The organism is Acinetobacter ursingii DSM 16037 = CIP 107286, from assembly GCF_000368825.1.
GTDB lineage: Bacteria > Pseudomonadota > Gammaproteobacteria > Pseudomonadales > Moraxellaceae > Acinetobacter > Acinetobacter ursingii.
The window spans coordinates 167,554-181,481 of sequence record NZ_KB849716.1; the positions used below are offsets into that span (position 1 = coordinate 167,554).

Genomic DNA, 13,928 nt, shown 5'->3' on the forward strand with positions numbered 1-13,928 from the left:
AGTTATTATTTTGGCATCCGTGTTTGAATCAACGCCTTATTTTTAGGCAACCAAATTTTTTGTTTGGACTGGTTGATTACTTGCGTAAATGCACATATGGATATAGGTCCCACACATGAATTCTATCAATCCAACCATTATCACGTTTATATTCTACATCGTGGCAATGGTCTGTATTGGTCTCTACGCTTACAGAGCCACAAGAGACTTTTCAGATTATATTTTAGGTGGACGAAGCCTCGGTAGTTTCGTCACTGCATTATCGGCTGGTGCATCAGACATGAGTGGCTGGTTACTCATGGGCTTACCTGGCGCGATTTATTTGTCTGGGCTTTCAGAAGCCTGGATTGCCATTGGTTTGATTATTGGTGCTTGGCTCAACTGGTTATTTGTTGCGGGTCGTTTACGTGTACATACTGAAGTCCAGTCAAATGCGCTCACACTACCAGATTATTTTACCAATCGTTTTCATGACACCAAAAAATTATTACGTGTCTCGTCTGCCCTCATCATTTTGATTTTCTTCTCAATTTACTGCGCTTCAGGCATGGTCGCTGGGGCGCGTTTGTTTGAAACCATTTTTGGTATGGATTATCACACCGCTTTGTGGGTCAGTGCGATTGCAACCATCAGCTATGTATGTATCGGCGGCTTCCTCGCCATTAGCTGGACGGATACCTTTCAGGCTGGCATGATGTTTTTTGCCTTGATGCTCACCCCGATCTTTGCGTATCTCGCGATTGGTGATGGTCAACAACATGTTTCTCAGCTGATCAATGAAGCACGTCCACATGCATACAACATGCTGTCTGGCGTGAGTTTTATTGCGATTATCTCTGCAACTGCATGGGGCTTAGGCTATTTTGGTCAGCCACATATTTTAGTCCGTTTCATGGCCGCAGATTCGGTTAAATCTATTCCGGCCGCACGTCGTATTGGCATGTCATGGATGATTTTATGTCTGGGTGGCGCAGTAGGTGCAGGTTTCTTTGGTATCGCATTTTTCCAATTGCACCCAGAACTTGCAGGCAAAGTTAGCGGCAATTCAGAATTGGTGTTTATGGAACTGGCCCAGATCCTATTTAATCCATGGGTTGCTGGAATTATCATGGCAGGAATCTTATCTGCGGTGATGAGTACCTTGAGCTGTCAGCTTTTGGTCTGTTCAAGTACCCTGACAGAAGATTTTTATAAATCTTTTCTGCGTAAAAATGCATCGCAAAAAGAGCTGGTTTGGGTCGGTCGTTTAATGGTACTTGCCATTTCAGTCTTTGCGATCTGGTTAGCCAGTAATCCTGAAAGTAAGGTGCTGGGCTTGGTTGCCTATGCATGGGCTGGTTTTGGCGCTGCTTTTGGTCCGCTGATTATTTTATCATTGTTCTGGAAACGCATGACCTTAAACGGCGCTTTGGCAGGCATGATCGTCGGTGCAGTCGTCGTCATTGGCTGGAAAAATCTGTTCGCTTCAACAGGGATTTACGAGATTATTCCGGGCTTCGTTTTAGCAACCATCACCATTATCGTGGTGAGCCTGTTAGGTAAACAACCAGGTAAAGAAGTTACTGATCGTTTTGAAGAAGCAGATCGTTTGTATCATGCATCAAAATAATTGCTAAAAATTTATTTTTAAAATCAGGGACTTTACGAAGTCCCTTTTTTTATATTGCGCTTGGGTAATTTAATTTTTGAGGTTTCTTTTACCACTTGCATCACAGGATAACTCCGCGTTTCCTTCACACCAGGAAGTTGCCATAAAATCTCTCCTGCAAACTTACGGTATTCTTCCATATTGGCGCTACGCACTTTCATCAAGAAATCAAATCCACCACTGGTAATATGACATTCTACAATCTCAGGATACTCCGCTACCGCCTCAATAAATTCATTCAAACCGTTCGCTGTGGTCTTATCGAGCAAAACTTCGACAAAGACCAAAAAACTGGCATGCAGCTTCTCTGCGTTTAATTTTGCCTCGTATCCAATGATAAATTGTTCTTTGGTCAGCTTTTGGACTCGAGCCATAACAGCCGTTGCAGAAAGATTAACTTCTTCAGCCAATTTAGTATTTGAAATCTTTCCATCTTCTTGAAGAATATCAAGAATTTTTAAATCCACACGATCTAGCGACATAAATAAGCCCCAAAACAAAATATTTCACTAAAAAATACCCATATTATAGTGAGTTATTCGGTAATTATTTTGCAATGATAAATTATCTAAACCTATCTCACAAGATTTGAGTGAGATCGTCACTGGAATTTGACATGAACATGATGGATACCGACCCAAATATGGACACAGCAAAACCTCATTTCGGATATATCACTGAATTTAAAGAAAAAAGTGAACTAGAAGAGCGTATAAATACTGCATGGCGTCGTCCAGAACCTGAAGCTGTAGAAACACTGCTTGAAGCGGCTGCGATTTCAGATGAACTTGATCATAAAATTTATGAATTGGCATTTGATCTTGCCAATGCGTTACGCGAACGCAAAACCTCTTCGGGCAAAGCAGGGATTGTTCAGGGTTTATTACAAGAGTTTTCGCTTTCGTCTCAGGAAGGCATCGCCCTCATGTGTCTAGCTGAGGCTTTGCTCCGTATTCCTGATGCAGCAACACGCGACTTACTGATTCGTGACAAAATCAATCAAGGCAACTGGAAAGACCATGTGGGTCAAAGTAGCTTGATGTTTGTCAATGCCGCAGCTTGGGGTTTAATGCTGACGGGTAAACTGATGGAAACGCCGAAGCAAGGTAGTTTATCTGGTTTATTGACTTCGATCATTGCACGTAGCGGTCGTGGTGTCATCCGTAAAGCAGTCGATGTTGCGATGCGGATGATGGGTGAGCAGTTTGTGACAGGCGAAACCATCGAAGAAGCACTCGACAACGCCAAATCTCTTGAACACAAAGGTTTCCGCTACTCTTACGATATGTTGGGTGAAGCAGCCCTCACCGATCATGATGCTGAGCGTTATTTTAACGATTATACGCAGGCGATTCATTCGATTGGACGCGCATCCAATGGCAAAGGCGTTTACGATGGCCCGGGTATTTCGATCAAACTCTCGGCATTGCATCCGCGTTACCAGCGTTCACAAATTGCACGTGTACATGATGAGCTTTATGGCAAAGTATTTGAGTTGGCACAGCTTGCAAAAAAATATGATATCGGTTTAAACATTGATGCCGAAGAAGCAGATCGTCTGGAAATTTCACTGGAATTATTAGAGCGACTTTGCTTTGAACCAGAACTTGCAGGATGGAAAGGCATTGGTTTTGTGATTCAGGCTTATCAAAAACGTTGCTTCTATGTGGTTGATTATGTGGTTGATCTAGCCAAACGTAGCCAAAAGCGTTTAATGATTCGTTTGGTCAAAGGTGCCTATTGGGATAGCGAAATCAAGAAAGCCCAAATCGATGGTATGGATGACTACCCTGTCTTTACTCGTAAAGTCCATACTGATTTGTCTTATATTGCTTGTGCCAAAAAACTTTTGGCTGCACCTGAACAAATTTACCCACAGTTTGCCACACATAATGCTCAATCACTTGCGACCATTTACCAGTTGGCAGATCCATCAAAATACTATGTGGGTCAATACGAATTTCAATGCTTGCATGGCATGGGCGAACCGTTGTACGAACAAGTCGTAGGCGCTCGTAGTGACAATAAACTCGGTATTCCATGTCGCATCTATGCACCTGTAGGCAACCATGAAACTTTACTTGCATATTTGGTTCGTCGTTTATTGGAAAATGGTGCAAATACTTCATTCGTGAATCGTATTGCTGATCAAAACTTAAAGATTGAAGATTTGATTCAATCGCCATTTAAAGACATTCAAAATATTGCTGCACGTGAAGGTCAAGTCGGTTTAAAACATCCTGCTATTCCATTACCGCTTAATATGTATGGAAATTCTCGTCAAAACTCTAAAGGTTTCGATCTTGCCAATGATGCAACTTTGGCAGCGTTAAATGAAACTGCACAGCAGCTTGAAAATAAAGTCTGGGAAAGCAAAGCCTTACTTGCTCAATCTGTTGATCAGGTCGAGGTCAGCCCACAAGCGTTGCTAAATCCAGCCATTCATGCAGATATCGTTGGCTATGTTCAGGAAGCAACCCTTGAGCATGTCGAAGTTGCATTAAATTCAGCGATCCAAGCGCAACAACGCTGGGCAAATACTGGAAAAAGTCAACGTGCAATCGCGCTTAAAAAAGCGGCGGATGTGATGGAATCACAGATGCAAGAGTTGATGATTCTACTGTGCCGTGAAGCAGGTAAAACCTATGCCAATGCCATTGCAGAGGTCCGTGAAGCGGTCGATTTTCTACGTTATTACGCCACGCAGATTGAAAGCTTCAATCCAACCACTCAGATGCAGCCTTTGGGTACAGTGCTGTGTATTAGTCCTTGGAACTTCCCACTGGCAATTTTTACAGGTCAAATCGCAGCAGCCTTAGCCTCAGGCAACTGCGTGATTGCCAAGCCTGCGGAGCAAACTCCACTGATTGCGGCACAAGCGGTGCAAATGCTACATGAAGCAGGTATTCCAACCGATGTATTACAGCTATTGCCTGGTCGTGGTGAAACTGTTGGTGCCAAACTGAGTGCTGATGATCGAATTCAAGGCATCATGTTTACCGGTTCAACTGAAGTCGCCAAAATTTTGCAAAAAACTGTCGCTAAACGCCTATCACCAGCTGGTCAACCTATTCCTCTGATTGCGGAAACTGGCGGTCAAAATGCCATGATTGTTGATTCATCAGCATTGACTGAACAAGTGGTCATTGATGTAGTCAACTCTGCTTTTGACAGCGCAGGTCAACGTTGCTCTGCCCTACGTATTTTATGTGTACAAGAGGACAATGCCAAAACGCTGGTCACCATGCTCAAAGGTGCAATGCAACAATTGATCATGGGCAATCCATTTATCTTAAAAACAGATATTGGTCCTGTGATTGATTTAGAAGCAAAGCAAACCATTGATCAGCATATCCGAAAAATGCGCAGCAAAGGCTATCCTGTACATCAGCTAATCTTAAATGATGATGCAACCCAACAAGCCGAATTCAATCAGGGAACTTTTGTTGCACCGACATTGATTGAACTTCCAAATCTTGATGATCTTGAGCGTGAAGTCTTCGGTCCAGTTTTGCATGTCATTACTTATAAACACGGCGAAGTACAACAGCTTCTTGAACGTATTAATGCCAAAGGTTATGGCTTAACTATGGGCTTGCATACTCGTATCGATGAAACGATCAATACGGTGGTGCAACATGCAGAAGTGGGTAATTTATATATCAACCGTAATATTGTGGGTGCTGTGGTCGGTGTGCAACCTTTTGGTGGTGAAGGTTTATCAGGTACAGGTCCTAAAGCGGGTGGCCCACTCTATCTTTATCGCCTCATGGCCGATTGTTCTGAAAAAGCATTGCAAATTCCATTTGGTGTGAAGGCAGAAAAAATCTCTGAGCCATTACCACAGTTGGCGTTATTCCGTGAATTTTTTGCATGGGTAAAACAACAGTATCCAGAGCAAAAGTTTCCAAGTGTCGTGCCGATGAATGTGGGTCATGCTTTTGACTTACAAGGCCCGACAGGTGAAACCAATCGTTATATGATGTTACCGCGAAAACGCGTGTTGGCACTTGCTCAAAATGAACTGGATTTGATTCATCAAATGCTGGCGATTTTTGCAGTCAACAGTCAGGTTGCGTTATTGGAAAATCATCCATTCTTGCAAAGATTTGGACAACAGTTACCTAAAGCAGTCCGTCAGTCGATCATTGAAATTGGTCATGTCGAGCATGGGGATTTTGATGCAGTGCTTCATCATGGTTCGATTGATGAGTTGCAGACATTACAAACGCAAATTGCCAATCGTAAAGGTGCAATTGTAGGCATTACTCATCTGCAACATTCAGAGCAAGTTATTCCGCTTGAACGTCTTGTGATTGAACACGCAATCAGTGTCAATACTGCTGCCGCAGGCGGTAATGCAAGTTTGATGACCATGTCTGAATAAATCAGACCTGTATCATCGCTTTTAAGTAAATGCCCTAAATATTTAACATTTGGGGCGTTTGCTTTAAGATGATAATTTCTTTTTATAAAAATAAAGATGAAATTCTACAACGCTCAGGATTATCAACCTCAATGTGAAGATCGTTTTCGCCATTATCAAACATGCATTCATGAAATACTTCCTTTATCCAAAATTGAGCATATTGGTTCATCCTCAATACCTCATGCAATGTCCAAAGGTGATTTGGATATTTATGTAGAAATAGAACAAGCTCAATTTGATCATGCAATTCTAGCTCTTAAAAAATTTGGATTTGTCGAACAGCAAGATACTTTAAGAACAAATGAACTTTGTATGCTGATTTCACCACATGAAGAAGTTGCATTACAGGTCGTCGTTCAAAACTCTATATTTCAATTTTTTCTCAGTTTTCGAGATAAATTACGTGCAAATTCTCAATTAGTTAAACAATATAATCGATTGAAAATTCATTGTTTAGATTCAGACCCAGAAATCTATCGAAGATACAAATCTGCATTTATTGAACACGTTTTACAAATGGATTAAATCCAAGTTTTCTCGCGGTTCATCGGTTTTTTTGCTAGTATTTGCGCTTTGACTCATCTTGTTATTTTTCCTATTTATGTCGCAAACTTACCAGCAACAGCTTCAAAGTAAAATTGAACGGATCACGCAGCAATTTGCAGAATTTAATGCGCCTGAACTTGAAGTATTTGAATCTCCTGAGCAATATTTTCGGATGCGTGCAGAATTTCGGATCTGGCATACCGAGGATGATCTTTTCTATGCCATGTTTGAACGCGGTGAAGATGGTAAACAAAAAGAAGTCGTGCGGGTAGATGAATTTCCAATTGCAGACAAAAGCATCAATGAACTCATGCCTAAATTATTACAGGAATTAAAAGCCAATCCTGTTTTATCGCAACGGATTTTTGAAGCTGATTTTTTAGCCACCTTAAGCGGTGAAATGCTGGTAACCCTCATTTACCACCGCAAGTTAGATGACCAATGGGAAACTGCGGCGAAATCACTCGCTGAAAAACTCAATATTAAAATTATGGGTCGTAGCCGCGGTCAAAAAGTCATCATTGGCGAAGACTATGTAGTTGAACAACTCAATGTGCATGGTCGCACCTTTAAATACAAACAAATCGAAAGTAGCTTTACCCAACCCAATGCACAAGTTTGTCAAAAAATGCTGACCTGGGCTTGTGATGTCATTCAGGGTACAAATCAGGATTTACTAGAACTATATTGTGGCAATGGCAATTTCACACTGCCTTTGTCCTTACATTTTCGCCGAGTGTTGGCAACAGAACTGGCTAAAAGCTCAGTTTATGCTGCGCAGTGGAATATTGAACAAAATCAGATCGATAATATTCAGATTGCACGACTCTCTGCCGAAGAATTTACTCAGGCTTATCAGGGCGAACGTGAATTTAGACGTTTACAAGAAGCCAATATCGATATTCAAAGCTACGAGTTTGATACGATATTTGTTGATCCACCACGTGCAGGCATTGACAATGAAACCCTGAAACTTTTGACAGGTTTTAAGCGTATTCTCTATATTTCATGTAACCCTGATACGCTGTATGACAATTTAAAAACTTTAAGTAAAACGCACCGTATCACTCGCTTTGCTTTGTTTGATCAGTTTCCATTTACTCATCATGTCGAATCAGGTGTATTGCTCGAATTAATTTAAACAAATTATTGCAATGTAATTTTTAGAATAAAGGGTTTTTAGATAACCCTTTATTCTTTATACATATTTAAATATAAAAATATGATATAAAACAAAGATCAAGCCCCTCGTACTGTCATAATTTCGTTAAATCCAAGTGTTATCATCGGAAAATTTAGAGTTTATTTGCTGCTTTTATCACTTTAGTTGACTTGTATTTTATTTTATTTTGGCTATATTTCGAGCTATGTTAAGTTGAATGTGAAGGCTCTATGAGTTTTTGGCAAAAGCTGTTTTCAGCAGATGAAATCAATAACGAGCATAAGAACCAGATTGCTTGTGTTGAAAATGATTGTTCATGTAAAACCAACGAGCAGTTAGTCTCTGCGTTAGCAAAAGCGACTGATGAAGATATCATCAAAGGGATTAAGAAAGTACTGGTATCTCGTGGTTATAGCCGCAAAGAGTTGAACGAGATTAACCACCATCCCGTACAGTAAAATGAAACCGCCCATTGGCGGTTTTTTTATGATCTGCAAAATTTAGAATTAAGTAACCCAATCATCGGCCCCAAACTATATCGACGATCTTCTCGGTAAATTTTAGGTAAATATAAACTTGAGATTGAACCATCCAAATACAGTGCATTGTCGATATTCAACTCATCTTTAAAAAACTGGGCAAACTGATAAAAATTAACGCGATTGCGTGTGATCACAAAATACAATGTATTATCTTTGATCCCTACACCATTTCTAATTTTTAACGAATCAGAATCAGCTAAAAACTTTGGATTGATTTTTCCATCAATGATCAACATTGGCCCAGATTGGGTGGCATAATTGGCTTTAAAGCGACTTGTTTTAAAATCTTGTGTGGTTTCAATCACAGCCTGCTGATCATTCCACGCCACGACGCCATTGGGCTGCAAAAAAAAGTTTCCAAAACCTTGTTGCTCATTCAATCCTGTAAGTTGTTTCCGATTTTCAATATACAACCCAACAGGCGCATAATCTGGATGATACATGCCTGCATTCATCGCAAATTCTAAGCGCTCACAATAATGAAGCTGTTTTTTAATATTTTCAAATTTGAGTAAAGGCTGCTGCGATGGATCATTTAAAAATAATTGAAGATCGGATAGTTTTTTGACTTGGATGACATCGGCATCTACACCAGCTTGAGTAAGCTGAACTCGCTGATAATCAAATCGTTCACTGGCATAATTTGACTGAGTAAATAAGGTCGATAAAACTGGTAAAACAACCACAGATTTTAAAACGCTTCTCCACTTCGACATTCTGCTACTCTTTTATGGCTGAATCATTTGAGCACGATACCAAGTAAAATAGGCTCAAAGTAAGTTTTTTTGCACTTTTATAGAACACTTTCACACTATAATGGTTATAATCAGTTCTGTATCATCGCAATACAATACAGTGGTTTACTTTATTGGATCTGGTGAATATGCAGCATTCGGTCAAACGGTTTCCAATAGGTTCTCATCTTATTGTGAAACATCTAGGTTATAGCCACCACGGAATTTACGCAGGTCGTGGACGTGTCATCCATTATTCAGGATTGGCACATCTTTTTAAAAAGAAACCGATTGAGATCACCACGCTCGAACAGTTTTCTCACGGCAAAAAAATCCATGTCCGTTATTACCATCATCCAAAATATAAAGGACGTGTCGTGGTACGGCGTATGCGTTCGCGTATGCACGAAAATTATTATCACTTGATTATCAATAACTGTGAACATCTCTGTAGTTGGGCAATCACGGGGATTGAAAGCAGTCCTCAAGTAGTGAAAATGATGAATCGACTGACCACATTGGGCTATATCAGTTCAATGATGAGTTATATGAATAGTTTTTACCTGACCATTGCCACCACATGTTTTGCTCTGGTTCTATACATCAAGAAAAAATTGCGCGATAAAGCGAAAATGCAAATGCCCACTTATTTGTTTTATAAACAAGATCATAAAGAATAAATGATCAATACTGATATTAGGTTTTCATCATAATTGTCGATATTCGGGCGATACCATAAAAAGCCAATTGAACCAAAATCGCCATAAAAACACCCACTGCAACCACTTGCCAAAAATCAAAAGATGCCCAGCCAGCAGCTAAAACAATAAAGAAGACTGTTAGGGAATATAAACCCCTCACTGTTCCATGATAGAGCATGGTAACGGCTTCACTTCCCTGCATGATATGCGTGAAAATAGCCATGACAGAACCAATAATAGGAAATACCGCAAGCAGCCCACTCCATTGACTACTAAGAACATAAGCCAATGCGGTCACCACTAGGGTAAATAGACCACCAGCCAACATTCTTAAAGGTAAATCATTAAACTGACGTGCAGGGACAACAATGGTGGTTAATGCAGGTAAAAGAAATGGAGCAAGCATTAACCCCAGTATCGCCACTAAACTCACCACATATAGATTCTGTGGTAAAAAAGTCAGTAAAGTCGCTGTAATTATCCATACAAGGATACCTCCCAGAAATGAAACACTCCAGTGACAAGATCGACTGAGCCAGCAATAGGCAATACCAAAACTTAGTAAAGACACAACACCTGAAATACCCGCTATCGCTGCATTTAAACCAAATCCCATCCCTTGATCAATTGCCATGAGTACCACGATTGGCCCTGCAACCACAGGCATCCCACTTAATATACCAGCGACTTAAGTTCCCCAGCGCCGCCCCGCTAAACTCACCAAAAGAATAAAAAAAGGAACGATGAATAATTTTGCAATAAACATTGGATAACCATAAAAAAGCCTCTACATGTAGAGGCTTGAATGAACTGTAAAAATAAATATTACTTTTCACGATCTAGCACTAACAACATCATAAATCATGAAAAACTAGCGTTTATCTATTTTTGAGTCTAACGAAAAAATAAGGCATTGCCTTATTTTTTCTCAGCTTTAAAGCTATCTTTAAGGTCTAAGACACGATTAAACACAGGTTTTGCTGAAGTATGATCATATTGATCTGCCACAAAATAACCTTCGCGCTCAAACTGGAAACGATCTTCAGGTTTTGCTTGAGCCAATGCAGGTTCAATATAAGCCTGTACTACGTTTAAAGATTCAGGGTTTAGATGTGCCAAAAAGTCATCATCTGCATCTGGAGCCGCTTCTGTAAATAAACGCTCATAAATACGGACTTCAGCAGGAACACCTTTAATTGCAGAAACCCAATGAATCACACCTTTGACTTTACGGCCTTCTGGATTTTTGCCTAAAGTTTCTGGATCAATTGAACATTTCAGCTCAATCACTTCACCATTGCCACCCTTAATCACTTCATCACATTTAATGACATAGGCATGGCGCAAACGCACTTCTCCGTCAGGAATCAAGCGTTTAAAGCCTTTTGGTGGCACTTCTTCAAAATCCTTACGGTCAATATAGATTTCGCGTGTCAAAGGAATTACACGTTCACCCATTTCTACATTAGGATGACGCGCATGTTTTAAATCCAGTTCTTCTGGCAAATTGGTCAAGGTGACTTTAAGTGGATTCAGTACTGCCATGCCACGCGCTGCGGTATTTTCCAAAGACTGACGAATACAAAACTCAAGCATCGCTACATCGACAATACCATCAGTTTTAGAAACCCCAACACGGCGACTAAAATCACGCAATCCTTCTGGTGTAAAGCCACGACGACGCATTCCGACCACAGTTGGCATACGCGGATCATCCCAGCCATTGACATATCCACCTTCAACCAAACGGCGTAATTTACGTTTAGAGGTGATGGTGTAATCAATATTTAAACGTGAGGATTCGTATTGACGTGGCACATCTGGTGAATGTACTTTTTCAATGACCCAGTCATAAAATGGACGGTGATCCTGAAACTCTAGTGTACAAAGTGAATGTGTAACTCCTTCAATGGCATCTGACAATGGATGCGCATAGTCGTACATCGGGTACATTTTCCATTTATCACCCGTTTGGTGATGTTCAGAATGCAAGACACGATACAAAATCGGATCGCGCATATGTACATTGGTACTTGTCATATCAATCTTGGCGCGAAGAACAGCTTCACCTTCTTTAAACTCGCCATTGCGCATCTTTTCAAAACGCTCAAGGTTTTCAGCAACAGAAGTTTCACGATAAGGCGAGTTTTTACCAGGTTCAACAAAATTGCCACGATTCAGCTTAATTTCTTCAGGACTTTGCAAATCAACATAAGCATCACCTTGTTCAATCAGCTGAACCGCCCACGCATACAGTTGATCAAAATATCCCGACGCATAGCGTGGCTCACCTTGCCATTCGAAGCCAAGCCATTTCACATCATTTTCAATACCATCGACATATTCTTGTTCTTCTGCATCTGGGTTGGTATCGTCAAAACGTAGGTTACAATACCCATCAAATTCTTCTGCAACCCCAAAGTTTAAACAAATCGCTTTGACGTGACCAATATGCAAATAACCATTTGGCTCTGGCGGGAAACGAGTCACCACTGTTTTAGTTTTGCCACTGGCTAAATCATCAGTAATCACCTGACGTACAAAATCTAAGCCCGCCTGTTGTTCTTGCTGCGCAGAATCGACAGATGCATGAGTATTCGATGTCGGAGAATTGGGCACAGTTGAAACAACATCATTTGGCTTCATATAAATATTTCACTTCTTTACAGTTAAAATTTGACTGAATGAAACGCAATCTTTGTTTTTTAACAAAGAAATTTACGTTTTTTACTTGCTATGTAGTTTACAGTTTGCTTATGCTTCTCTCAACCAAAAAACCCATGGCTTTCATGTCCATGATTAGGAGATTATGTAATGAGTTTTCCTCAAGTCGAATTAAACACCAACAAAGGTCGTATTGTTCTTGAGCTTAACACTGAAAAAGCGCCTAAAACAGTTGCTAACTTCTTGGAATATGTTCGTGATGGTTTCTATGATGGCGTAATTTTCCATCGTGTAATTGATGGTTTTATGATCCAAGGCGGCGGCATGGATGAAAACTTCAAAGAAAAAGCCACTCGTGACTCAATTGAAAACGAAGCGGATAACGGTCTAAGCAATGACGAAGGTACTATTGCGATGGCGCGTACTCAAGCACCTCACTCTGCATCTGCTCAATTCTTCATTAATGTGAAAAACAACTCATTCCTTAACCATACTGGCAAAACAGCTCAAGGTTGGGGTTATGCTGTGTTTGGTAAAGTTGTTGAAGGAATGGATGTGGTAAGCGACATTAAAAATGTTCGTACAGGTAACCGTGGCTATCACGCTGATGTTCCTTTAGAAAATGTTGTGATTGAATCTGCTAAAATTATTTCTGAATAATTTTAAACGGCATCTTTTGTGACTTATCTGTTTATCTCAGATTTACATTTGTCACCTGAACACCCTCGATTGATTCGGGGGTTTTTAGATTTGTTACGCCATTATCAGAATAAAAATACCCAACTCTATATTTTAGGTGATTGGTTTAATGCATGGATTGGCGATGACTATACTGCCCCATGGTTAGATGAAATTATTGATGCATTAAAAAAATTTGATGATTTAGGTAATCAAATTTATTTCCAAGTAGGCAATCGTGATTTTGCCTTAGGCCAGGACTTTTTAAAGCAATTTCATGGAATTTTACTTCCAGATATTTACACGCTTGAAATTGCAGGTCAGCAGTATCGGCTCGAACACGGTGATGCTTTATGTACTGATGACGTAGCCTATCAACGATTTAAAAAGATTATTCGCAATCCTTATCTGGTCGCTTTTTTAAAGAAAACGCCACTCAGTTTTAGACAAAAACTCGCCAATGGCTTTCGCAAAAAAAGTCGAGAAAATAAGCAACAAAAATCTTATGAAATCATGGATGTGAATGATCAGGCGGTTATCGAAGCTTTAGAAAATATTAATTATCTAATTCATGGACATACGCATCGTCCTGAAATTCATCCAGTAGAAAACAAACTTAGAATTGTTTTAGGCGACTGGCGCGAACAAACCAGTGAAGCCATGATTTTAGAAGTCGATGAGTACGGACAACCACACTTTATCAAATGGCAAATCGCTTAAGTTTTATTCATTCTTTTTTGTTCCGTTGATTTTTATTGAAAAATATTTCATCTGTTTAAATTTCGATTTATGATCATCAGCTATGTATATCCCTTACAAATTAG

The 13,928-nt window shown here is 40.1% G+C and carries 12 protein-coding genes; 8 read left to right on the top strand and 4 right to left on the bottom strand.

The window, feature by feature from the left end; genetic code table 11:
* Positions 1-115: 115 nt before the first annotated feature.
* Complete coding sequence (gene putP / locus F944_RS05480; RefSeq protein ID WP_004987912.1) at positions 116-1,609, top strand: sodium/proline symporter PutP; 1,494 nt, start codon at positions 116-118, stop codon at positions 1,607-1,609.
* A gap of 32 nt (positions 1,610-1,641) precedes the next feature.
* Here putP and F944_RS05485 read toward each other — a convergent pair whose 3' ends face one another.
* The gene (locus F944_RS05485) at positions 1,642-2,130 is read right to left on the bottom strand and encodes an Lrp/AsnC ligand binding domain-containing protein (protein ID WP_004987915.1); all 489 of its coding nucleotides are present in this window, start codon (positions 2,128-2,130) and stop codon (positions 1,642-1,644) included.
* A gap of 134 nt (positions 2,131-2,264) precedes the next feature.
* Here F944_RS05485 and putA point away from each other — a divergent pair, with 134 nt between their 5' ends.
* From putA to F944_RS05505, 4 genes are all read left to right on the top strand, one after another.
* Entirely contained in the window at positions 2,265-6,035 is a 3,771-nt protein-coding gene (gene putA, locus F944_RS05490) for a trifunctional transcriptional regulator/proline dehydrogenase/L-glutamate gamma-semialdehyde dehydrogenase (protein WP_004987917.1), read from the top strand.
* 96 nt (positions 6,036-6,131) lie between these two features.
* Positions 6,132-6,602, top strand: coding sequence for a GrpB family protein (locus F944_RS05495; protein WP_004987918.1), 471 nt, complete (start codon positions 6,132-6,134; stop codon positions 6,600-6,602).
* A gap of 76 nt (positions 6,603-6,678) precedes the next feature.
* Positions 6,679-7,764: a tRNA (uridine(54)-C5)-methyltransferase TrmA gene (gene trmA / locus F944_RS05500; protein WP_004987919.1), complete on the top strand. Its 1,086-nt coding sequence runs from the start codon at positions 6,679-6,681 to the stop codon at positions 7,762-7,764.
* A gap of 251 nt (positions 7,765-8,015) precedes the next feature.
* The gene (locus F944_RS05505; RefSeq protein WP_004924955.1) at positions 8,016-8,243 is read left to right on the top strand and encodes a hypothetical protein; all 228 of its coding nucleotides are present in this window, start codon (positions 8,016-8,018) and stop codon (positions 8,241-8,243) included.
* 26 nt (positions 8,244-8,269) lie between these two features.
* On the opposite strand, the gene F944_RS05510 is transcribed toward F944_RS05505, so the two are convergent.
* Positions 8,270-9,043, bottom strand: a complete 774-nt coding sequence (locus tag F944_RS05510; RefSeq protein ID WP_004987924.1) for a phosphodiester glycosidase family protein — start codon at positions 9,041-9,043, stop codon at positions 8,270-8,272.
* A gap of 167 nt (positions 9,044-9,210) precedes the next feature.
* Between F944_RS05510 and F944_RS05515 the strand changes: the two genes are divergently transcribed.
* Positions 9,211-9,741, top strand: a complete 531-nt coding sequence (locus F944_RS05515; RefSeq protein ID WP_004987926.1) for a lecithin retinol acyltransferase family protein — start codon at positions 9,211-9,213, stop codon at positions 9,739-9,741.
* A 16-nt stretch (positions 9,742-9,757) separates the two neighbouring features.
* Here the strand turns inward: F944_RS05515 and F944_RS05520 are convergent, their stop codons facing one another.
* On the bottom strand, positions 9,758-10,429 hold the full coding sequence (locus tag F944_RS05520; protein WP_004987928.1) for a hypothetical protein: 672 nt from the start codon (positions 10,427-10,429) through the stop codon (positions 9,758-9,760).
* A gap of 251 nt (positions 10,430-10,680) precedes the next feature.
* Complete coding sequence (locus F944_RS05525; protein WP_004987931.1) at positions 10,681-12,408, bottom strand: glutamine--tRNA ligase/YqeY domain fusion protein; 1,728 nt, start codon at positions 12,406-12,408, stop codon at positions 10,681-10,683.
* A gap of 168 nt (positions 12,409-12,576) precedes the next feature.
* On the opposite strand from F944_RS05525, the gene F944_RS05530 reads away from it, so the two are divergent.
* Positions 12,577-13,086, top strand: coding sequence for a peptidylprolyl isomerase (locus F944_RS05530; protein ID WP_004987932.1), 510 nt, complete (start codon positions 12,577-12,579; stop codon positions 13,084-13,086).
* A gap of 18 nt (positions 13,087-13,104) precedes the next feature.
* Positions 13,105-13,824 (top strand): UDP-2,3-diacylglucosamine diphosphatase, encoded by a 720-nt coding sequence (locus F944_RS05535; protein WP_004987934.1) that lies wholly within the window; start codon positions 13,105-13,107, stop codon positions 13,822-13,824.
* Positions 13,825-13,928: the final 104 nt, after the last annotated feature.